Genomic DNA, 22,009 nt, shown 5'->3' with positions numbered 1-22,009 from the left:
ATAATGATATTTAATAAAAAATCGGTTGTACAAATAATGACAACCGATTTTTTATTTATTTTTCGAAACTTATTTTGAACCTATCATTACTTTATTCTGAACCTCGATAGACTCTTCGTGAATAGCTTTAAATATTTTTTCTATAAAATCCTGACTCATACCCGTTTCATCAGCTTTTTTTCTAGCATATTCTGTAATTTCTTTCCATCTTTCAGGTTGGAAAATAGCAATATTATTTTCTTTCTTTAGAGTTCCTATTTTCTCTGATATTCTCATTCGGTTAGAAAGAAGTTCCATCAACTGAAAATCTATATCAGAAATTAAAGCTCTATGTTTTCCCATATCATCTTCGTAGCCAGAAATATCCGAAGTTCTTACCTTTAAGCGACTTATCATTTCATCTAAAACTGATGGTGTAATTTGTTGCGAAGCATCACTCCAAGCCTTATCTGGAGTGCAATGAGTTTCTATCATCGCTCCTTCGTAGCCTACATTAAGTGCTTCTTGAGTAATGTCAAACAGTCCTTCTCTATTCCCACAAATGTGTGAAGGGTCCACAAACATTGGTATATTAGGAAACTGATTTTTAAAATCTAATGCGATATGCCAGTTAGGTATATTACGGTATTGCGTTTTCTGATAAGTAGAAAATCCTCTATGAATTGCTCCTAAATTTTTAACATCTTGTGCCAAAAGCCTCTCTAAAGCTCCTACCCATAAAGCAAGGTCTGGATTAACAGGATTTTTAACCAACACAGGTTTATCTGTACCTTTGAGTGCTACCGCAATTTCTTGTACTGTAAAAGGGTTTACCGTAGAACGAGCTCCTACCCAAAGAATATCTACATCTGCCTCCAAAGCCGCATACACATGGTGAGCGTTAGCTACTTCGGTTGCCGTTTTAAAGCCAAATTCTTCTTTAACTTTTTTAAGCCAACTAAGCCCTATTACCCCTACTCCTTCAAATGAGCCTGGTTTAGTTCTTGGCTTCCAAATACCTGCACGGAAAACATCTATCTTTGCATTAGCTTCTTTAATTCCTCTAGCTGTTTCTAGCATCTGCTCCTCACTTTCTGCACTGCAAGGTCCTGCTATCACCATTGGCTGCGGATAATTTTGCAACCAATCGTTTTTTAAATCTCTTAAATTCATTGTATTTACACTTAATTAAAATCAAACTGCATCAGTTCCTGCAAGTCTTTCAATAATGGATTTACCTCCACCATTTTATTAAATAAATCTCGTTTTGTTTCCTTTTTAATGATTACTCGCTCCGCTTTTTCAAAATCAAACTTTACACGATAGTTATTAAACTTATGCTTAAAATCATTAAAAAACTGAGGACTAACCTTTTCAAACTCTACCCTAGCCGATTCAGATGTATATCTAATACAAACTCTATTTTCTTCTGCTTTTTCTATGGTAAAATTTTGTACGGCATTAAAGGTTACCATATCCTCACGAGCTAATTTTTTCAAAAAATGTTTCCATTCTTTTTGTAAATCGGTCTCACTAAAATGTCCATCGGGAAGCTCCTCTTCTTTTATTTCCTCTTCTACCTGTAACTCTTCTGTTTTGTTTATAGCCTCTTTAATGCTAAATGAAGACTTTACAGACTCCTTCAAAATAGGTTCTTTAGCCTTTTTGATTTCTATTTCTGGTGTTTCGGAAATGAGTTTAGAGTTTTCTGTATGAACCGTGGACGCCTTTTCACTAGTTTTCTGAACTGCCCCTTCTTTAACAAGAGGTGCTAAAATCAGAAACTTTTTTTTTTAGTTCCTTCTGTCCCGTGGGTGAGGCTAGCCAGTTGCATTAGGGCTATCTCCACCGTAAGACGAGGATTTTTGGAACTCTTATAATTGATGTCTGCATAGTTGCAAATTTCTATCGCATCTACCAACTGCTGAGCTGTCCATTTTTTGCTTTGTTCTGCATATTTGGCTTTAGTTTTCTCGCCTACCTCTATCAAGTTTAAAGTAGATGAATTTTGAGCCATCATTAAATCTCGGTAGTGATTCCCCAATCCTGCAATGAAAATATGAGGGTCAAAACCCTTTTTCACAATTTCGTTGAACGCTACCAAAACATTAGGAATATCATTAGCGTGGATTAAATCTACTATTTTGATGTATTGGTCATAGTCCAAAATATTAAGTACCTCCGCTGCTTTTGCAAGGGTAATATTCTTTTGGGTAAATGTTACCAATCTATCAAAAATAGACAAAGCATCTCTAAGAGCTCCATCTGCCTTTTGAGCGATAAGGAAAAGTGCATCGTCTTCGTAGCTAATACCTTCTTTATCTGCTATTTTCCTAAGATGTCCTTGTATGTCCTCTATGGTAATTCTCTTGAAATCATAAATTTGACATCTAGACAAAATGGTAGGGATAATCTTATGTTTCTCCGTAGTTGCTAAAATAAAAATAGCGTGTGCAGGTGGCTCTTCTAAAGTTTTAAGAAATGCATTAAATGCCTGTGAAGACAACATATGCACCTCATCTATAATATACACCTTATATTTACCCACCTGTGGTGCATAACGCACTTGGTCGGTAAGCTCTCGTATATCATCTACAGAGTTGTTAGACGCGGCATCTAGTTCAAAGATATTATAAGAAAAGCCATCTTCGCTCGTAGCGCCATCTTTTTCGTTAATCTTCCTTGCTAAAATCCTTGCGCAAGTTGTTTTACCTACACCACGAGGTCCACAGAATAACAATGCTTGAGCCAACTGGTTTTCGGCAATGGCGTGCTCCAAAGTATCTGTGATATGCGACTGCCCCACAACAGTGTCAAACTCTTGTGGACGATATTTTCTCGCAGATACTATGAAATTTTCCATTGGTCAAAAATAAGTAAAAATGAATTTATAAAACAAATATTTACTCGTTTATTTAAAAATAGAAAAAGAACCTCCACCGAATATTATTCAGTTTTTAGGTTCTTCTTCCTTAGTTTTTACTATAAGTCTTAAAAATTATTCTCCGTAGTTTGTTTGATAATCTTTAAGAGATGCCTCTACTACTTTTTTAGCGTGTTCTGCTCCGTAAGTTTCATCTATTCTGCAAGATGCTTCCTCGTAAGGTAGATTTTTATATGTCAAAAAGTAGTGTTTTAGTCTTTTAATCTCCGCCTCTGGAAGTTCAGATATATCTCTGATGTGCCCATAAGACTGGTCGCCCACCATTACTGCTATGATTTTATCGTCAGCTTCACCTTTGTCTATCATCTTAAACCCACCGATTGGAATAGCGTCCATCAATAAATTACCTGACTGAATATGGTGTGAACTCAACACGCAAATATCAAGTGGGTCGTGGTCTCCCATAGTAACATCTTTAGCACCGCTTTCTACTGCCAATTTCTTTACTTCCTCATCGCAATAAGTTCTTGGGATAAAACCATACAAAGCTGGAATAATATTAGAAAACTTCTGTGGTCTATCTACTTTTAAATAACCACTTTCTTTATCCACTTCGTATTTAATAGTATCCGAAGGTACAATCTCCACATATACTGTTACCACTTCTGGTGCTTTTTCTCCCGCAGAAATACCGTGCCACGGGTGTGCTTTAAAACTTGGAATCATTTGATTATATTTAATTTTATTTTGCTTTTAACATTTCTTTTCTCAACTCGTCTAGGCAAAGACCAATGTAATCCTCACCGTTGATATAGCTCATCAGAAAAACGGTTTTAAACTCTTCTAAACTAGCCTCATTAAGCCCTTGATAAGTATCTTTGAGCAGCTTAATTATACTATTTTTAGCATCGGCTATATTCTCCCAAATCACTTTATCTATATAGATTTGTTGAGAGATGTTGTATTCAAACTCTTGATTGATGTTTTTCTCTGTTAAATACAAAAACTCGTGGGTAGCTAAGTTTTTATCAAAATTTTGGATAAGATAAGCGGGTTTTATACGCTCCAAAAAAATCGTCATTCTCTCGTGAGCCTGTGTATTTATTTCTTTTCCTTTTTTTAAAGTTAAAAGTTCCAATTCCTTTGCTTTTGCTTTCATATAGTAATGAAGCCCCTGTCTAATAAAAACTAAAAAGGGAAACGCCAACACCAAAGCAAATGCATACGGCAAAAATTCTTTATAACTCATTTTTCAGAAAAAATAAGGGCAAAGTTAGTGATTTAAACTGATTTTAAAAACAGTCTTTCTAACGCAACCCTATAAATTGTAAAAGAAGTTGTTTTTTGGATTGATGATAGACTGGATATTTCTCTAAAACCGCTCCAAACCGCTGATTAAACTGCTCCACAGAAGGAATATTACTCCCAAAAAAATTAAACTGATGAGTTTCAATAAATTGTTTGATGATTTCGTCTAAAACTACCGAAGGAGCATTAGTCTTTTTACCCTTATTATTTATAAAACAGAGCAAAGCCTTCTCTCCACCCAAATTAGAAATTACCGCTACGGAAAGCAAAGCCCCTTGCAAATCTCTCGCTGCAAAAATTTCTAGTAGATTTTTTTGCTCTAAATATTCTAAGTGTTTGAAATACTTTTCTTTCAATCTGTCCGATGATAACCACTCTACAAACTGAAAAAAGAAAGGTTTTATTTCGGATAAATTTCCTAGTGAGGAAGTTTTAATTTCATTGTTTTTTGGAGATTTAAGATTCCTCTTTCGGCTGGTGGAATAGTTACTAAACACTTCTGAGTAAGAGGATTTATGAAGTCTATAGTTCTTCCTCCATAGCTCTGAATTTAATTTATTTTTAGCATTAAATGCATAATAAACTACCTTATAATTATTTTTCAAAAAACTAAAAAACAACTCGTTAATCTCCAAATTGTCTTTTTTTGAAAAAACACCCAACTGCTGTAAAAACGGAGGAAATAACACTAATTTAACCCCAAACTTTTTGATAATTGGTATAGGCATTACCGCTTCATAATCTCCTAAGACTACAACCTCCCAAGTTCCTTCATTTAAAGCATTAAGGTAAATCGCTTCAGCTTGAAAATGATACTGCTCAGAAACTCTTAAACATTGAGTGTATTTTTCAATATCAATCTGATGATTTTTCAGCAACCTCATCTTATAACACGCCTTCATCTGTGAAACTAAAGTATTTATTTTTAGCAATAATGATATGGTCTAGCAATCTAATATCCAACAAAAATCCCGCTTCTTTTATTTTCTTGGTAATTTCCAAATCTTGCTCACTAGGTGAAATGCTTCCCGATGGGTGATTATGCACCACTATAATCGCCGTAGCGTAATGCTCTAACGCCATTTTGAACATCAATCTTACATCTACCACCGTACCCGATATTCCACCTTTAGACAAAGGTTTTTTCTGTAAAACTTTATTACTTTGATTAAGAAATATCACCCAAAATTCCTCATTGTGTAAATCGCTTAAAAGCGGTGCCATCATTTCAAATATGTCCGCACTTTTCGTAATCTGTAGTCTTTTGGGTTGCTCCTGCATCGCTCGCCGTCTACCTATTTCGAGAGCCGTTGCAATACTAATGGCCTTAGCTTCTCCTACACCTCTAAACTTCATTAAATCTGCAACGCTTACCTCGCTCAACGCATTCCAATTATGCCCATAAGTTTGCAAAATTCTTCTCGCCAAATCTACCGCCGACTCTTCCCTATTGCCACTTCCCATAATAATCGCTAACAGTTCTGCATCAGATAAAGCATCTCTACCTTTAGTTAAGAATTTCTCTCTGGGGCGGTCGTCTTCCGATAGGTTTTTTATGGACATGATGACTTGATATTTAATTTAATAATAAGAATAAAGCAAAATAGGTTTTTCCGAAGTATCTATATAATTTTCTAATCGATTAAAAAACAAATGAGAAACCATAGGACAACCTAAACTCAACGAAATTTCCCCATTTATTTCTTGATTCGGAATACTATGATAACTATGTAAAACAATAGCTCTACGAAGGGCATTACTATTGGATTTATCTAACCCTACCAGCCTATAAGATTTGCCAAACTGCCCTCTATAACTATTGCCTATTTTAAATTTACCCAAAGAAGACTGATATGAGTTTTCTGTATTAGAAAATACAAGAGTATTATCTGCTTTATTTACCGAACCTGAGCCGTGAGCCACCAAGCCCCTATCTACGATTTTATCCGCTTTAAAACTATAAACAAAGAAGCGATACTTTCCTGATGGAATTTTATAATCTATCAGCATCACAATATCCTGATTATAATTTTTATTTTGGATATATTCCTTTGCAACTAGAGCTTTCTCTTTAATTCTTTTTTGCTGAAAAGAATCATCTAGAACCGTTAATTTCGCTGATTCTAGCGGAACATTCTCTTTATCACAAGAATGCCAAATACTTAAAAACAAAAAGAGACAAAGCGTTCTCATACTCTATTATAGTATCAACCCATCTTTCATAACAAGTTTTCTATCCGTACTATCGGCAAGTGTGTTGTTATGCGTTACAATGATGAAGGTCTGCTGATATTTATCTCTAAGATCAAAAAACAGTTGATGCAATGCATCAGCATTTTTAGAGTCTAAATTCCCTGTAGGCTCATCAGCAAAAATAACTTTAGGACTGCCTATCAACGCTCTAATCACAGCTACTCTTTGGGCTTCTCCCCCAGAAAGTTGTTTAGGCTTGTGATTAATTCTCTCTGCTATTTTGAGTTCTTCAAATAATGCGTGTGCCTTTTCTATATAATCTTTTTCAGGCTTTCCTGAGATTTTTATAGGCAACAGAACATTCTCCAAGGCGGTAAACTCTGGCAATAACTGGTGGCTTTGGAACACAAAACCTATATTTTCGTTTCTAAATTTAGACAAATTCTTGTCGTTCATCGTGAGAAAAGAATGCCCAGCAATGCTTATTTCTGTACCATATATACCCACATCAGACGGCATATCCAGCGTTCCCAAAATATGTAATAGTGTAGATTTCCCTGCACCAGACTCTCCCACTATAGAGACCACTTCTGCAGGTTTTATCTCAATATCTACCCCTTTTAGTACCTCTAAATCACCGTAGTATTTATGTATCTTTTTTGCCTTTATCATAGCCCCAAATTTACATAATATTTAGCAACTTACAAGGCTTCATAATGCTACTTATCAATACCCAATATTATATTGTATATTTGCCCTACTTGTAAAATCTATAAACAAATATTATGATTTTAGCTAGATATTGTGCCATTATTTTAGGATTTTTAGCGTTGGGAGAATTAGTAGTTTTCCTTACTGGAATTAAGTTTCCCTCAAGTCTTATCGGTATGTTTCTACTGACTTTTGCTCTTCATAAAAAATGGATAAAACTAGAATGGGTCAAAGGTATTTCGGATTTTCTTTTAGGTAACCTAGGGCTATTCTTTATCCCTGTATGTGTGGCAATAATGCTCTATTTTGATTTGTTATGGGATAATATTATTCCTATTATGGTATCCATTGTTATCAGTAGTGCTTTGGTAATTTTAGTAACAGGTAAGGTTTATCAATTCATTCGTAAAAAATTGAAATAAGCATGATGGTTTTTCTAGAGAATCCAATCTGGTTGTTAGGGCTTACTTTTGTGATATACTACGGTACCATTATGCTCAACCGAAAAATACAATCGCCTTTTCTCAATCCAGTACTTATTGCTTCCGCTGTTATTATTGGTTATCTAATGGTATTTAATATCCCTTACAATACCTATGCTGTGGCAGGTAACTATATAGATTTTTGGCTTAAACCTTCTGTAGTCGCTCTTGCAGTGCCACTATATTTACAACTAGAAAGAATTAAGAAACAACTCCTCCCTATCCTTATCTCGCATTTGTTTGGAAGCGTAGTGGGAGTGATTAGTGTTTGTTCTATAGCTAAATTACTCGGAGCCAATAGAGAAGTAGTAATTTCACTAGCCCCGAAATCTATTACCACACCACTTGCCATAGAAGTTTCTAACACCGTAGGAGGTATTGTTCCGCTTACGGTTTCTGCCGTTATTATTACAGGACTGGTGGGCGGAATTATAGGATTGCAAATTCTAAAGTACACCAAAATCAATAGCCCAATGGGTCAAAGTATTTCGCTAGGAGCCTCTTCGCACGGATTAGGTGTAATGATGGCAATAGAAATGAGCGAAAAACACGCTGGTTTTGCAAGTGTAGGGCTAATACTTAATGGGATTTTCACTACATTATTAGCTCCTATTATTGTAAATTGGCTATTCTAAAATAAATTATTATTGATGAAAACTCACTCTATCAACTGCAGGGGAAGACTTGTAGATTTTTCTACTCCCAAAATTATGGGAATCCTTAACCTTACCCCAGATTCTTTTTCTGATGGCGGAAAATTCAATACAGAAACTTCTGCTTTAATTCAAACTGAAAAAATGCTTAAAGAAGGGGCTTCGTTTATTGATTTAGGAGCTCAATCTACACGCCCTAATGCCCAACTAATTTCGGCACAAGAGGAAATTAAACGCATAGGAAATCTCATCAGTCTTATAAAAAAAGAATTCCCCGAGGCACTTATTTCTTTAGACACCTTTTATAGTGAGGTGATGCGTTTTGGTTACGAGGAAGGTATAGACCTCATCAATGATATTTCTGGTGGACAGTTTGACCCCAAAGTATGGGAGACCGTAGCTCAACTAAAACTCCCTTATGTACTGATGCACATCAACCCAGAATATCAAACTATGCACGAAAAAATTGACTACGATGATATTACTAAAAGCATCAATTTCTATTTTTCCGAAAAAATAAATCAGTTGAAATCTTTGGGTGTTCACGATGTGATATTAGACCCTGGATTTGGGTTCGGCAAAACCATAGAAGACCAAATGACAATGATAGACGAGGTAGAACACATCGGATTTGGAAAATATCCCCTACTGATTGGCATTTCTAGAAAATCGTTTATCTATAAACCTTTGGGGAAATCGCCTTTGGAAATAGACGAAGAAACGCAACAACTGCATCTAAAAGTGCTCCAACAAGGGGCTAGTATTCTGCGCGTACACGATGTTGCTTCAACTAAAAGAACACTAGACCAATACTTATCATAAACACAAAAGAGAGGAAAAACCCTCTCTTTTTTATTTTTTAATATAGCTTAAGATAGCTTCTATCGTCTGCTCTTTATCTAAGTTGGTATTGTCTATACAAATAGCATCTTTTGTTTGGATTAAAGGAGCCACCGCCCTCTCCGAGTCTTTTTTATCTCGTTCGATAAGGTTAGTTCTCACTTCGTCCATTGTAGTTTCTGTACCAGAAGCCTTTAGCTCTAGAAATCTTCGTTTAGTTCTTTCTTCAACACTCGCCGTGAGGAAAAATTTATAATCAGCATTCGGAAGCACCACACTGCCTATATCCCTACCGTCCATTACCACGCCTCCATTAGCCGCAATATCCCTTTGAGTTTGTAACAGAAAGTTTCTCACTTCGGGCATTTTAGCAACATCACTTACTTTTTGATTTACCTCCATAGAACGGATTTTCTCTGCCACATTCTCCCCATTAAGGAAAAGAGATAACTGATGCTGTTCTTCTTTAAATTCTAAATGAATATTAGGCAGTTGCTCCACCAAAGCAACAGAATCAAACCCATCAGTAGAAGGGCAGTTCTGAAGGGCAAAATAAGTAATGGCTCTATACAAAGCCCCTGTATCTAAATGGATAATCCCCAATCTTTTAGCTATTTCCTTAGAAATAGAACTTTTCCCTGTGGAAGAATAGCCATCTATAGCGATTACGGGTAATTTTGTCATCATAGTTGTTTTTAATTTTTATTATCTTCTGTAGCCACTTAACTCTACTAAATCCAACGAAACGCCCAATAAATTAAAGTTAGACGCATTGTGATAGCGACTGTGGGTATAATCAAAACGGAAGTAAGACACCTTTAAACCAAATCCGAAAGATAATCCTGTGAAACTCCTTTGTTCCTCTATACTTAATTCATTCCCTCGTTTCACATTATATCCCAAACGAAGGTTAAAACTTTGTTCAGGAAACAGCTCCGCTCCAAACGAAAAGTGGTCAAACAATTTCCTCGTCCATTTAGTTTCTTGTCCGTTTCTGTTATAATCTTGAGAAACATTCCATTTTTGGAGATTTTGTGCGGTAATGGTAAATGCTAAAGGAAATTCGTCTAGTTGTTTGGTATAGCCTAAATCTATCCTCAATGGTAACTTTTCCCTAACACCATTATAAGTCTTGAATTGATAGCCAAAATTTCTTATGACTAGACCTACTGTTTCTTTAGATTTATCATTATGATAAGCCACCCCTAGACTCCCAACTACCGCCATAGAATTATAATTGTCTATTTTGGAAGTTACCAAATTAAGGTTAGAGCCTATCGTCCATTTATCTTCAAACTGATAAGCATAACCCAAACCTAAAGAGGCATCCATCGCAGAAAAATCGCCATTGATATTCCCAAACTCATCTGTTCTAGGCATATTACCATAATCCAAATACCTTACATTGGCAGAAACTAAATGTCCATACTCCAAGTCTTTAGCATAACTCACTGTACCATAATGAGACCCTGCCAAATAACTAGCGTAGTTTACGGACAGTCTAGAATCCATCTCCACATTAAGCAACGCTGGATTAACCGCCGCTAAGTTTTGATCGTAATCTCTTACCGAAACCACCTCTCCTAAAACGGCTTGTCTTGCAGAAAAAGGCATATTGAGGAAGTTATAAACCGTAGTACCGTCTTGAGCCGATACCAACGCACCTATAACTAATCCTAAAAATAAAAATACCTTTTTCAAAATATTAAATCATTATTTGAATGCTATTTTCTTAGCCTTCGCCAACATAGGAATTGCGATAAGCCCCATTACTAGCATAATTACCAGCTGCATTGTATGAGATATAAACGCATAAGATAAACCTACCTCACCACCTTTTTCTGGCGACGACCCAAACGATAGAAACAATGCCATAAATCCCATCTTAAGTGCGAAATGGAAAGCTCCTATCCCACCACTTGCGGGAACCATCATTCCTAATGTTCCTACCACAATAATAAAGAAACCATCTGCTATACCTAAGTTAGAAGTTTCAGGCAAAGCAAAACAAACCAAATACGCCGCTAGATAGTAGCACACCCAAATCCCCAAAGATAAAAGGATAAACTTCAACCTTTGTCTGATTTGAAAAATGGTCTTTAACCCATCTATAATTCCTTTAATAAAACTGATTACTTTCTGATATATTGTAGTCTGCTGTATTTTTTTTCTAAAAAGAATTAAAGCCAACGCACCCAACATCAATAAAACTAAAGAAATAATCATACTATATGAGTTCCCTTCTTGTAGTGATTGCTGTTCTTGTTTTTGTTCCGACGCCATTTTGTAGAAAGAAAGTATAGCATCGTATTTAAACAATAGAGTCAATGCTAAAAAAAGCCCCATACACACTAAATCTACTACTCTCTCTAAAATAATCGTTCCAAACGATTTATCTACAGGCACTTTTTCAACACCATAGAGGGCTGTTGCTCTTGCTACTTCACCACTTCTAGGAATGGTAAGGTTCATTAAATAACCAAAGGATAAAGTCCAAAGTGCATTGGCATTAGAAATAGTGTATCCCATAGGTTCTAGCAGTAAATTCCAGCGTACCGCTCTTACCCAATACGCCAGCACTCCAAAAAAAGCGGCTACCGCTACCCAAAAATAATTTGCTTTGGCAAGAGATTGCTTAATACTTTCTAAATCTAACCCTTTTACAGCCAACCACATAAACAATCCTGCAAAACCAATAGATACAACTATGGTAAGTAGTGTCTTAAGCGGATTATGATTACTTTTAGCCGTCATCTAAGTAAGTAGGTTAGTTTCTTCGTTAGGGAAAACGATTTTAGGTTGAAAATTCTGTGCTTCTTCTGGAGTCATCTGTGCATAAGAAATAATGATGATGATATCTCCTTTCTGCACCTTTCTCGCCGCAGGACCGTTGAGGCAAACCTCTCCAGACTTTCTCTTACCTTTAATCACATAGGTATCAAAACGCTCCCCATTGTTCACATTTACGATATAAACCCTTTCGCCCACTACAATACCTGCTGCTTCTATAAGCTCCTCATCTATTGTAATACTACCCATATAGTTAAGGTCAGACTCTGTCACCTTTACTCTATGAATCTTTGATTTAAATACTTCTATTAACATGTTGCAAATTTAAACCAAATTATCAAAACAGTCTCTATTTTTAGATGTGGTATTTTTTTGTATTATTCAATTTAACAACAATTAAATTAAATATAATTAAACAACTATAAAACAACCACTTAAAAATAAAATACAGCTTATAAAGCCTATATAAAACAAAAAATGAGTTTAAAAAATTTGGAAGAAAAAAGGTAGATTTTATCAATTTAAAATTATTTTTTGATAAAAAATTTGTAAACTTCAAAAAAACTTTTATATTTGCTATCAATAAGAACTTAACTTTTAATTATAACATTATGAACAAGTCTGAATTAATCGACGTAATGGCAAAAGATGCCGAAATCACAAAAGTAGCAGCTAAGAAAGCTCTAGAATCTTTCGTTAACGCTGTAACTGAAACTCTTAAGAAAAAAGACGGTAAAGTTTCTTTAGTTGGTTTTGGAACTTTCTCTGTAGCTGAAAGAGCTGCTAGACAAGGTATCAACCCTGCAACTAAGAAAGCTATTAAAATCCCTGCTAAAAAAGTAGCTAAATTTAAAGCTGGTTCTGAGCTTGCTGATGCTGTAGCAGGTGCTAAGAAAAAATAATTTATTTCATCAAAGAAATAATAAGTCGCTTTTGTTTTACAGAAGCGACTTTTTAATTAAGTATAATAAATTACTAATAAAATAATTTTACTAAATGCTTAAAGACACTATAATAGAAAATACTATAATAGACGAATATGTAAATAGAAAAATTTTATTTTACAAAGATTTAAAAAAAAATTACAAGGAAAACATAAAGATTCATAATTCTTTGATCATAAATAAGGACTTTATAAAAGCTCTCGAAGAGGAATTTTCAGATTTTTTAAAACTGAGAGAGAATTCGAAAAAAATTCCACGCAAAGAAAATGAAACTTTTAAAACTAATCTAATTAAAAGATTTGACAGAATAAAAGAAATAAAAGAAAATAGTAACAAACCAACTATTTATTGGTTTGAAATAATTAATAAATCAAATTTATCAAACGAAAAAATTCAAAAAAAATTTAAAAGTTCAAAAAAAGCTAATTCTGGCTGGTGGACAGTAGTCAACAAAGGTGCAGACATAGAGACAAAAATTTTGTATCTAGGCAAAGTAGAAAAAAATCTTTTTGGAAGGTTTTTACAGCACTTAGGTATTGGTCACAAAAAAACATCATCTTTGAAACTACGAAAATGGTTCGCTCAATTTGAAGATATTGATTTAGAATTTAAGTATGTTCAATTTGATAATGATGTTTTACCTTATTTAGAAGACTTGGAAAATATTTACTGGCGTTATTGTAAGCCATTATTGGGACAAGAACCAAAAATAAAATAAACTCTATATAATCCTTCTCAAAGCTTAATGAAAAGGATTTTTAAGGCATTATATAAATCTAGTTTCTATTCTTCCATAGCCATCAAAGCAAAAGACGCTAACCAGTGGTCGCCACCGTAATCACTTTCAAAAATCAGAGGCAGTCCGTTAGATAACAATTCTTTAGAAGCGACTTTAAATTTCTCTTTTAGAGGGTGGTTCTTCGGAAGTACTTTAGAAATACGCTTCATACACCATGATTTAGAAAACGAAAGCCCTACTAAATGTACTATTTGATAATCTTTCATATCACTAATGATAGGAGCTTTTATAATGTTTTCTACTCCTCTTTTATCAAAAAACTGATTAAGCCATTTTACATACTCTTTCTGTGGCAATACTCTAGACATTAAGTCCGCAGTTTCTAGGCTTGGAGAAAAGAAATCTGCCCCATCTGGCTCCAAATGAGCAGGAATTAAACTATCTTTCAAAAATAATTGCTTGGACTTTTGTATCAATTCTTGTTCAAAAACGCTATTATTTGTTGCTCTAGCCCAATCAATGGCAAAACCGAGAGCAAATGCTGTATTAGGGTGCGTCCCCACTCTATTAGGATAAGTTTGTTTGGGCAAGTAGTCTCTCCAAAGAGATACTATTTTTCGTGTTAAGGGTTGTAGTTTTTCGTGCCATTGTTTCCCTAGAGGGTTATCCCATGTAACCAGCTCTTCATCTAACTTCAGCAACCACGCCCAACCGTAAGTCCTCTCAAACACGTTAGCACCTTTATATTTGTCAAAATAACGAGCTTCTGCTTCTATTTTTTCCAAATCGAAAGACTCATCTAATAATTTTACAATTTCTTGATAATTAGAAATATTAGGTCTTGTTTTAATAAGCCTCACTAACATCCAATGCCCGTGAACACTACTATGCCAATCGAAACAACCGTAAAAGACTGGGTGCAACTGGCTAGGCGTTAAAGTAGCATCTTTTTCCTCGTTTATCATATGTCCTGTCTTATTAGGATACTCACAACGGATACAATGCAACGGTAAATTAGATAACTTAACTAATATTTCGTCCGAGTTTTTTTTAGTTTCCTGTGCTGACACATTTCCAAAAAGACCGAAAGCTAGTGCCAAAGAAAACAATTTATATTTCATAAAATCGATTTTAATTATACTTAACAATGCCAAATCTACACTATTTTGATTAGATTCTCAAAATTTTTAAGGTGCTAATCTAACTATTTGCCAATCAAAATCATCTGTTAATTTATAGACTATTCTATCGTGTAACCTGTTGGGTCTTCCTTGCCAAAACTCTATTTCGTAAGGCTTTGCCAAGTAGCCCCCCCAGTTTTCAGGTCTTGGAATTTCCTTTCCTTCCAGTTCTTTTTCTAGTAATTGAAGTTTATTTTCTAGAAAATTTCTATCAGGTATCACTTGACTTTGTGGTGATACTACCGCTCCCAACTGGCTTCCTCTAGGACGAGAGTGAAAGTAACCATCACTTAAATTTTCCGCCAAGCGTTCTATATTAGCTTTAATTATAATCTGACGCTCTAACGGTGGATAAAAGAAATGTAAACACGCCTTATGATACTCTTCTATAGCTTGCCCTTTTTGGCTATCATAGTTGGTATAAAAAATAAAACCTTCCCAAGTGTATGCCTTTAGCAGTACCATTCTTGTTCTAGGGCAACCGTCTTTATCTATGGTAGAAATACTCATAGCATTAGCCTCAGCAATGGCAGGGTGTTCCTCAGCATCAGAAAACCAATCTCTAAACTGCTCTATTGGGTTAGGTTTCACTTGCTCTTCTAACAAAGCACCTTTATCATAAACTTTTCTTTTATCGTGTAGATTTTCCATAAATTTTATTTACTTTTGGGTTATGAATCGGTCTTACAAAGGTAAAATTTTAATTTCTACTCCTGATGTTTCTGGGGATATATTTTCTCGTTCGGTCGTTTTAATCATCAATCACGACGAGGAAGGAGCATTTGGACTTATTCTCAACAAGAAAAACCCTGTGTTAAGTCATCATTTTCAAAAATCCTTATCACCAGACTTAGAAGTTTATTCAGGTGGTCCTGTAGGTACTACTCAAATGTTTTTCATTATTAAAGGAAATGAACCTGCCTTAGACGCCGAAAAGATTACAGAAGGTTACACCTTTACAGAAAATGCCTCTAAAGTCATCGGTGCAATCATGATGGGAACCATCGCCCCTGAGGATATAAAAATATTCTATGGTTATTCTGGCTGGGGAGCTATGCAATTGGACACAGAAATAGAGAATAAATATTGGATTCCTGTAGAAAACTATGAGATAGATTTAACTGCAAGTTTCAGCCACACTCTTTGGAAGAATATTATGGAGAACTTGGGTGGGCTTCATCTAATTTGGGCAAATACGCCCGAAGATGTTTCTATGAATTAATCGCTTGGTATATTCTCATTTCAACTAGAACATCTGGACATCAGCGGATTTTTTGTAACTTTGGAAAAATAAAAAAGATATATCAATTATGAGTTTATCACAAATAGAACCACAAATAATTTGGAAAAATTTCTCTGCTCTTAATGCAGTCCCTAGACCTTCTAAAAAGGAGGAAAGGGTTATAAATTTCATCAAAAATTTTGGAGAAAACTTAGGCTTAGAAACCTCTGTGGACAAAACAGGTAATGTTATTATTAGAAAACCTGCCACACAAGGTATGGAGAACAAACAACCTATTGTACTCCAATCTCACCTAGATATGGTTTGCCAAAAAAACAATGATGTTAATTTCGATTTTGACAACCAAGGGATTGAAATGTATGTAGATGGCGATTGGGTAAGAGCCAAAGGAACCACTCTAGGAGCAGATAATGGTCTAGGCGTTGCTGCAATGATGAGTATCCTCGAAAGTACAGATATTGCTCACCCTGCATTAGAGGCCCTATTTACAATAGATGAAGAGACAGGTATGACTGGAGCGTTTGGACTAGAGCCTAACACTCTAAACGGAGAGATTCTCCTCAACCTAGATACAGAAGAAGACGATGAGATTGACATAGGCTGTGCTGGAGGAATAGATGTTACCGCCACTCAAAAATACAATACTCAAAAAGTAACAGAAAATGGCTTCAGAATTACTGTAAAAGGTCTTAAAGGCGGACATTCTGGAATGGATATACACAAAGGTTTAGGTAACGCTAACAAGATTTTGGCAAGGTTCTTAATGTTAGCCGTTACTCACGAGCCTAGATTAGTAAGTATAGACGCAGGTAGCCTTAGAAATGCTATCCCTAGAGAAGGTAGCGTGTCTGTTTTAGTTTCTAATAAAGAAGCATTCTCTATCGAATTTGAAGCTTTAAAGTCTGAAATATTAGAGGAATTTGCCACACTAGAAAAAGACTTAAACATCAGTATAGAATCTTGTGATATAGAAGGTAACGCTCTAAGCGTAGAGGATAGTTCTAAAATTATTTTAGCCCTTAATGCTGCTCACAATGGCGTTTACCGCATGTCTCCAGATGTAGAAGACTTGGTGGAGGCTTCTAATAATATCGCTAGAGTGGAACTTAAAGATGGGGCTTTACAAATACTCAATCTTTCTCGTTCATCTGTGGAATCTAGCAAATTAGCAGTAGCTAACCAACTCCGAGCAAGTTTTGAACTGGCAGGAATGGAAGTAAAATTCAGTGGTTCATATCCTGGGTGGAAGCCAAAGCCAGGAGCTGAAATCATTAAAGTAATGGAAGAAATCTACCAGAGAGAATTTAATTCTAAACCTAATGTAGTGGCTTGCCACGCTGGTCTAGAGTGCGGAATTATTGGTGCTAATTACCCTAAAATGGAAATGGTAAGTTTTGGACCAACTATCAAAGGGGCTCACTCTCCTGATGAAAGAGCAAGTATTTCTTCAACACAGAAGTTTTGGAAGTTCCTGAAAGAAATTTTAGCCAATATCCCAGAAAAGAAATAATCAAACTAAAAAAGCTCTCGATGATTTGAGGGCTTTTTTAAACTTTTCACTTAATCATAAGACCACTAAAGTCTTTAAATAATGAACACAAAAAAAGAAATTGTTGCTTTTTATAATGTGGAGAATTTTTTTCCGCCACACACGCCATATTTGCCTCACTGGGATAATTACAAATACCACAATAAACTCCATAAAACAGCACACATTTTTGAACTTATAAAGCAATATCATAATGCCCTACCGATGTTAGTGGGACTAGCCGAAATAGGAAATAAAACAGTGCTAGAAGACTTATTAGCTAAACCTGTTTTTGGAGGAAACTATCACTATCTACACTACGAATCTCCTGATGAAAGAGGCATAGATGTCGCTCTTCTTTATGACAAGAACAAAATCACAGTGAAACACTCTGACCCCATCAGGTTTAAGTTTGAAATGAAAAACGAACAAGGAGAACTTTACGAAGATACCACTAGAGATGTACTACATTCTGTATTAGAATATAACGGAGAAACATTCCATTGTTTTGTGATGCATCTACCTTCCAAAAGAGAGCAAGACATCAACCTCCCTAAACGAAATGAAATTTTAGAAAACATCAACGCTTTGATAGAAAACATTATCATCAAAGATAAAGAAGCTGTACTCGTATTGGGAGATTTTAACGAAAACCCTAACGAAGACAATCTCATTCAATTTACTTACCACGAAGGAATTTTAGAGCTATTACACAATCCGTTTTCGGCATTGTATTATTTAGGGGACTACTCTACTTATCACAAAAAAGAAGGATTGTTGTTTGACCAAATTATGTTTTCAAGAGATTTTTTTCAAACTTCCTTCGGGCTAACCTATAAAAAAGCGGAAGTATTTAATCCAACCGAGATAAAAAACTGGGATAAAATGAAAAGCAGACCTTTCAGAACCTACTCTGGAACGAGGTATTTGGGAGGTTATAGCGACCATTTCCCTGTATTGGTAGAATTTGAATCTTTAGCCAAAGGATAAATATTCTTAATTATAACCTCATAAAATATTAACTTTGCAACATGCATAATCAATTAGGTAATTTTCTTTCTTTGAATACCTTTGGAGAAAGTCACGGTTTAGCTTACGGAGGCATCATCACCAATTTTCCTGCAGGGATAGAAGTAGATTTAGATGCCGTACAGAAAGAATTAGACAGAAGAAAACCTGGACAATCTGCCATCGTAACCCAAAGAAAGGAAAGCGACACAGTGAAATTTCTGTCTGGTATTTTTGAAGGCAAAACCACAGGTACTCCAATCGGCTTTATTATAGAAAATGAAAATCAAAAAAGTAAAGATTACGACCACTTAGCGGCTGCTTATCGCCCTAGCCACGCCGATTTTACTTACGACCAAAAATTCGGACATAGAGACCACCGTGGCGGAGGCAAATCATCGGCTAGAGAAACCATCAATTGGGTAGCTGCTGGAGCTTTAGCAAAAAACATTCTCCCAAAAGAGGTCGAAATACACGCCTATGTGTCTTCCGTAGGAAATATATTTTGCGAAAAACCTTACCAAGATTTGGATTTTTCTAAAACAGAAAGCAACGAAATCCGTTGCCCAGACGAGAATGTCGCAAAGAAAATGATTGACCGAATTAAAGAGATTAAAAAAGAAGGCAACACCATAGGAGGCACCATTACTTGTGTGGTTAAAAATCTACCCGCAGGGATAGGCGAACCTGTGTTTGGCAAACTTCAAGCAGAACTTGCTAAGGCGATGCTCAACATCAATGCAGCTAAGGGCTTTGAGTACGGCAGTGGATTTTGTGGAGCCACTATGACTGGTAAAGAACACAACGATTTATTCAATACTGATTTTTCTACCAAAACCAATCTATCAGGTGGCATACAAGGCGGTATTTCCAACGGAATGGATATTTATTTCCGTGTGGCTTTTAAACCTGTGGCTACTATTTTAAGACCACAAGAAAGCGTGGATAAACTAGGCAATAAAGTAACGGTAGAAGGTAAAGGCAGACACGACCCTTGCGTGCTTCCTCGTGCAGTACCTGTGGTAGAAAATCTTACCGCTTTTGTACTTGCCGATTTATTTTTAATTAACCAAATAAGAAGAAAATAACTATGAAAAACTATTGGGATAAAGCCGTTTCTTTTGAGGCTTATTTAGAAGAAACTCACCACAGAATAAGCCACCCTAAAACCGAAGAAGAGGCAGAGAAAAAACCTTACTACGAACTAGGACTTCAAAGAATGAACCGTATGTTAAAGGTATTCAAACCTACGGATGAGAATTTTAAAACTTTAGAATCCAAAAAATTCAATGGTAAAATACTCATTATTTCGGAGCCTTGGTGTGGAGATGCCAGTCAACTCGTGCCTGTATTGGCTCGTTTTTTTGAAGGTAGAAATGATGTAAGACTATTTTATAGAGATTCTGACACTTCCCTTATAGACCAATTTTTAACCAACGGAGGCAGGTCTATCCCGAAAGTCTTAATCTTAGATGAAACCTTTAATGTGATTAAAACTTGGGGACCTCGCCCTAAATATGGTGTAGAGCTGTTTGAAAAGTTTAAAACCTCTCCTGATACTTATTCTAAAGAGCAATTCCACAACGATTTGCAAGTCTATTACGCCAAAAATAAAGGTAAAGATACCCTAAACGAAATTTTAGAACTGCTGTAATTTAACTAAATATAACACTATGAATTTTCTAAAAAAGAATTTCATTTTCTTACTACTTACCGCCTTGCTATTGTCGGTGTTTTTATTTCCTAAATTTGGAGATTTTGTAAGGAGTCAGCTTCTTATGAAACCTGCCATAGAAAAGCTAGACAATGCTTTACTCATTACTGATGAAGAATTTGATATTAGTCTAAAAGGTGTTAATGTACCTGATACCAATCTAAAAAATTTTAAAGGTAAAACACTGTTTCTTAACTTTTGGGGAAGCTGGTGTCCACCTTGCCGCGCAGAATGGGGTTCTATCCAAAAACTCTACGATAAACAAAACGACAAAATGAGTTTTGTACTTATCGCTATGCAAGATGATGAGGAAAAAGTGAAGCAATTTCTAGCGGATAACCACTATACCGCTCCTGTCTATATTGCCCAAAGCCCTATTTTAGACAAGCTACTACCCAAATCCTTCCCTACGACTTTTATTATAGACAAAACGGGGAGAATTGTAGAAAAGGACGATACCGCCAACGATTGGAATTCTGCCAATGTACACCAACTGGTAGAAACAATAGCCAAATAATATTTTGGAACGGATTTTGAGTATTTTGCTCCTGAATTATTTAATCATATAAAAAATGAAATCTAGATTAAAGTTTTTGGGATTGGCTTTGTTTCAAAACAAAGGGCTTTTAAGAAGAATGCCCGAACTTTTACGAATGATAAAAGCCACCATTAGCAAACAATATAAACCTTCGGTTAAGAATGTTTTACTTCCCGCCATAGCCTTAGTTTATATTATTTCGCCTATAGACATTTTACCAGATTTTATACCTGCTATTGGGGTGATGGACGACTTGGGTATTTTGGCTTTAGTGCTTCCGCTCTTAATGAAAGAGCTCAACCAATTCTCCGAATGGGAAACCAAGAAAAAAATGGTAAAAACCATTGAGATAAATTAAAACAAAGGCTACCCCAAAGGTAGCCTTATTTTGTAGAAGTATTTCTTATAGAATCATCCCTATTGTCAGAGGTGTTCTGCTCGGTAAAGCAGAACACCTCTGCTAGATAAGACAGTTCGCCTCTGCTCGTACGAGCAGAGGCGAACTGCTAAAAAACGGAACACAAATTTGTGTTCCGTTTTTAATTAACCAATCACTATAGGGGTAGATAACACCTCTGTTCTTGGCTCTTTAAGCACTGTTTTACCATTACTATATTGCGTGGTAATGCTGAGTTCATAGTTTCCTGCTTCTAAATCTGAAGGAATCAGTATGAGTAACCTTGACGGCTCATTGATTACGATACTATCTTTAGCCAACTTAACCTCATTTTGGTTGTCTAAGTTTTTAAAGACGATACCATTTTTAGGATTGTCCCCGTCTATTTTAATATAAGTGCCTTTGATTTCGGCATTTTTGCCTTTAGTAAGCGTACCATCTGCTTTACCAGTGGCTTTGTCGATAATGCTGAACACGCTCATTGGGCTAGATTGTTCGCCTAAGATTTCCACTTTGGTATCGTTGGCGGCTTTTCTTAGGTCGGTGCCTTGGTTTACATTTACGTAAACCGAGTGCTTCTCCTTATCCCAAGTCTTGTCATAAAACACGCCCTTAATGGCAGGACGCATATACACCAGTCCTGTATTCACGCTATATCCATTAAGTACTAGCTCTGATGCCTTGCGGTTAAAACGGGTGATGATATCTACCGCCGTTTCGGTCTGTATCTCCATACCTTCTTTTTTAAGGGCTTCTATGATTTCTGTAATGCCAAGGCTACCACCTAGAAGTGGCACGGCTACAAAATCGTTAGGGTCATCTTTAGTCAGTAGGTTGGGACGCAACCACGCTTTTAAAGTGTTCATAATGTATAAAT

The 22,009-nt window shown here is 35.7% G+C and carries 28 protein-coding genes; 12 read left to right on the top strand and 16 right to left on the bottom strand.

The window, feature by feature from the left end; all coding sequences use genetic code 11:
* Positions 1 to 69 precede the first annotated feature (69 nt).
* From GXW81_RS05045 to GXW81_RS05005, 9 genes are all read right to left on the bottom strand, one after another.
* Positions 70 to 1,152, bottom strand: coding sequence for a chorismate mutase (locus tag GXW81_RS05045; protein ID WP_153936541.1), 1,083 nt, complete (start codon positions 1,150 to 1,152; stop codon positions 70 to 72).
* 11 nt (positions 1,153 to 1,163) lie between these two features.
* Positions 1,164 to 1,625 (bottom strand): hypothetical protein, encoded by a 462-nt coding sequence (locus tag GXW81_RS05040; RefSeq protein WP_260393546.1) that lies wholly within the window; start codon positions 1,623 to 1,625, stop codon positions 1,164 to 1,166.
* Between the two features lie 131 nt (positions 1,626 to 1,756).
* Positions 1,757 to 2,842 (bottom strand): DNA polymerase III subunit gamma/tau, encoded by a 1,086-nt coding sequence (dnaX, locus tag GXW81_RS05035; protein ID WP_161531456.1) that lies wholly within the window; start codon positions 2,840 to 2,842, stop codon positions 1,757 to 1,759.
* A 135-nt stretch (positions 2,843 to 2,977) separates the two neighbouring features.
* Positions 2,978 to 3,589, bottom strand: coding sequence for an inorganic pyrophosphatase (locus GXW81_RS05030; protein WP_052910450.1), 612 nt, complete (start codon positions 3,587 to 3,589; stop codon positions 2,978 to 2,980).
* Positions 3,590 to 3,605: 16 nt separating this feature from the next.
* On the bottom strand, positions 3,606 to 4,112 hold the full coding sequence (locus GXW81_RS05025) for a hypothetical protein (RefSeq protein WP_161531455.1): 507 nt from the start codon (positions 4,110 to 4,112) through the stop codon (positions 3,606 to 3,608).
* Between the two features lie 58 nt (positions 4,113 to 4,170).
* On the bottom strand, positions 4,171 to 5,073 hold the full coding sequence (locus tag GXW81_RS05020; protein ID WP_161531454.1) for a hypothetical protein: 903 nt from the start codon (positions 5,071 to 5,073) through the stop codon (positions 4,171 to 4,173).
* Complete coding sequence (radC, locus tag GXW81_RS05015; RefSeq protein WP_161531453.1) at positions 5,057 to 5,734, bottom strand: RadC family protein; 678 nt, start codon at positions 5,732 to 5,734, stop codon at positions 5,057 to 5,059. Before radC ends, GXW81_RS05020 begins: the two co-directional genes overlap by 17 nt.
* A gap of 18 nt (positions 5,735 to 5,752) precedes the next feature.
* Positions 5,753 to 6,364 (bottom strand): murein L,D-transpeptidase catalytic domain-containing protein, encoded by a 612-nt coding sequence (locus tag GXW81_RS05010; RefSeq protein WP_161531452.1) that lies wholly within the window; start codon positions 6,362 to 6,364, stop codon positions 5,753 to 5,755.
* Positions 6,365 to 6,370: 6 nt separating this feature from the next.
* Positions 6,371 to 7,036 (bottom strand): ABC transporter ATP-binding protein, encoded by a 666-nt coding sequence (locus GXW81_RS05005; protein ID WP_161531451.1) that lies wholly within the window; start codon positions 7,034 to 7,036, stop codon positions 6,371 to 6,373.
* Between the two features lie 113 nt (positions 7,037 to 7,149).
* Between GXW81_RS05005 and GXW81_RS05000 the strand changes: the two genes are divergently transcribed.
* From GXW81_RS05000 to folP, 3 genes are read left to right on the top strand one after another with little or no spacing between them, the layout of a single operon-like run.
* Positions 7,150 to 7,497: a CidA/LrgA family protein gene (locus GXW81_RS05000; protein WP_109475102.1), complete on the top strand. Its 348-nt coding sequence runs from the start codon at positions 7,150 to 7,152 to the stop codon at positions 7,495 to 7,497.
* 2 nt (positions 7,498 to 7,499) lie between these two features.
* On the top strand, positions 7,500 to 8,192 hold the full coding sequence (locus tag GXW81_RS04995) for an LrgB family protein (RefSeq protein WP_161531450.1): 693 nt from the start codon (positions 7,500 to 7,502) through the stop codon (positions 8,190 to 8,192).
* A gap of 15 nt (positions 8,193 to 8,207) precedes the next feature.
* Positions 8,208 to 9,032: a dihydropteroate synthase gene (gene folP / locus GXW81_RS04990; protein ID WP_161531449.1), complete on the top strand. Its 825-nt coding sequence runs from the start codon at positions 8,208 to 8,210 to the stop codon at positions 9,030 to 9,032.
* 30 nt (positions 9,033 to 9,062) lie between these two features.
* On the opposite strand, the gene cmk is transcribed toward folP, so the two are convergent.
* The 4 genes from cmk to panD are packed head-to-tail and all read right to left on the bottom strand — an operon-like array spanning position 9,063 to position 12,155.
* On the bottom strand, positions 9,063 to 9,734 hold the full coding sequence (gene cmk, locus GXW81_RS04985; protein ID WP_161531476.1) for a (d)CMP kinase: 672 nt from the start codon (positions 9,732 to 9,734) through the stop codon (positions 9,063 to 9,065).
* Positions 9,735 to 9,755: 21 nt separating this feature from the next.
* On the bottom strand, positions 9,756 to 10,751 hold the full coding sequence (gene porQ / locus GXW81_RS04980) for a type IX secretion system protein PorQ (RefSeq protein WP_161531448.1): 996 nt from the start codon (positions 10,749 to 10,751) through the stop codon (positions 9,756 to 9,758).
* Between the two features lie 12 nt (positions 10,752 to 10,763).
* Positions 10,764 to 11,804: a lysylphosphatidylglycerol synthase transmembrane domain-containing protein gene (locus GXW81_RS04975; protein ID WP_161531447.1), complete on the bottom strand. Its 1,041-nt coding sequence runs from the start codon at positions 11,802 to 11,804 to the stop codon at positions 10,764 to 10,766.
* Entirely contained in the window at positions 11,805 to 12,155 is a 351-nt protein-coding gene (gene panD / locus GXW81_RS04970; protein ID WP_038694027.1) for an aspartate 1-decarboxylase, read from the bottom strand.
* A 296-nt stretch (positions 12,156 to 12,451) separates the two neighbouring features.
* On the opposite strand from panD, the gene GXW81_RS04965 reads away from it, so the two are divergent.
* Complete coding sequence (locus tag GXW81_RS04965; RefSeq protein ID WP_153928676.1) at positions 12,452 to 12,742, top strand: HU family DNA-binding protein; 291 nt, start codon at positions 12,452 to 12,454, stop codon at positions 12,740 to 12,742.
* A 94-nt stretch (positions 12,743 to 12,836) separates the two neighbouring features.
* The gene (locus GXW81_RS04960) at positions 12,837 to 13,502 is read left to right on the top strand and encodes a hypothetical protein (protein ID WP_014938398.1); all 666 of its coding nucleotides are present in this window, start codon (positions 12,837 to 12,839) and stop codon (positions 13,500 to 13,502) included.
* A gap of 65 nt (positions 13,503 to 13,567) precedes the next feature.
* Here the strand turns inward: GXW81_RS04960 and GXW81_RS04955 are convergent, their stop codons facing one another.
* Complete coding sequence (locus GXW81_RS04955; RefSeq protein ID WP_161531446.1) at positions 13,568 to 14,644, bottom strand: DUF2891 domain-containing protein; 1,077 nt, start codon at positions 14,642 to 14,644, stop codon at positions 13,568 to 13,570.
* Positions 14,645 to 14,710: 66 nt separating this feature from the next.
* Positions 14,711 to 15,355: a pyridoxamine 5'-phosphate oxidase gene (pdxH, locus tag GXW81_RS04950; protein WP_161531445.1), complete on the bottom strand. Its 645-nt coding sequence runs from the start codon at positions 15,353 to 15,355 to the stop codon at positions 14,711 to 14,713.
* Positions 15,356 to 15,377: 22 nt separating this feature from the next.
* Between pdxH and GXW81_RS04945 the strand changes: the two genes are divergently transcribed.
* From GXW81_RS04945 to GXW81_RS04915, 7 genes are all read left to right on the top strand, one after another.
* Positions 15,378 to 15,926, top strand: coding sequence for a YqgE/AlgH family protein (locus GXW81_RS04945; RefSeq protein ID WP_161531444.1), 549 nt, complete (start codon positions 15,378 to 15,380; stop codon positions 15,924 to 15,926).
* 88 nt (positions 15,927 to 16,014) lie between these two features.
* Positions 16,015 to 17,457: an aminoacyl-histidine dipeptidase gene (locus GXW81_RS04940; protein ID WP_161531443.1), complete on the top strand. Its 1,443-nt coding sequence runs from the start codon at positions 16,015 to 16,017 to the stop codon at positions 17,455 to 17,457.
* A gap of 81 nt (positions 17,458 to 17,538) precedes the next feature.
* Complete coding sequence (locus GXW81_RS04935) at positions 17,539 to 18,465, top strand: endonuclease/exonuclease/phosphatase family protein (RefSeq protein WP_161531442.1); 927 nt, start codon at positions 17,539 to 17,541, stop codon at positions 18,463 to 18,465.
* Positions 18,466 to 18,506: 41 nt separating this feature from the next.
* Positions 18,507 to 19,571, top strand: coding sequence for a chorismate synthase (gene aroC / locus GXW81_RS04930; protein WP_161531441.1), 1,065 nt, complete (start codon positions 18,507 to 18,509; stop codon positions 19,569 to 19,571).
* A 2-nt stretch (positions 19,572 to 19,573) separates the two neighbouring features.
* Positions 19,574 to 20,137, top strand: a complete 564-nt coding sequence (locus GXW81_RS04925) for a thioredoxin family protein (RefSeq protein WP_161531440.1) — start codon at positions 19,574 to 19,576, stop codon at positions 20,135 to 20,137.
* Positions 20,138 to 20,156: 19 nt separating this feature from the next.
* Entirely contained in the window at positions 20,157 to 20,714 is a 558-nt protein-coding gene (locus tag GXW81_RS04920; RefSeq protein WP_161531439.1) for a TlpA disulfide reductase family protein, read from the top strand.
* Between the two features lie 55 nt (positions 20,715 to 20,769).
* Positions 20,770 to 21,093 carry a YkvA family protein gene (locus tag GXW81_RS04915; RefSeq protein WP_161531438.1) on the top strand — a complete coding sequence of 108 codons (324 nt, stop codon included), beginning with the start codon at positions 20,770 to 20,772 and terminating at the stop codon, positions 21,091 to 21,093.
* A gap of 185 nt (positions 21,094 to 21,278) precedes the next feature.
* Here GXW81_RS04915 and GXW81_RS04910 read toward each other — a convergent pair whose 3' ends face one another.
* On the bottom strand, positions 21,279 to 21,998 hold the full coding sequence (locus tag GXW81_RS04910) for a DNA-binding domain-containing protein (protein ID WP_161531437.1): 720 nt from the start codon (positions 21,996 to 21,998) through the stop codon (positions 21,279 to 21,281).
* Between the last annotated feature and the right edge of the window lie 11 nt (positions 21,999 to 22,009).

This window comes from Riemerella anatipestifer, from assembly GCF_009932355.1.
Classification (GTDB): Bacteria; Bacteroidota; Bacteroidia; order Flavobacteriales; family Weeksellaceae; genus Riemerella; species Riemerella anatipestifer_E.
Note: the sequence above shows the minus strand (reverse complement) of the source record. Positions and strands in the feature narration are given on the sequence as shown.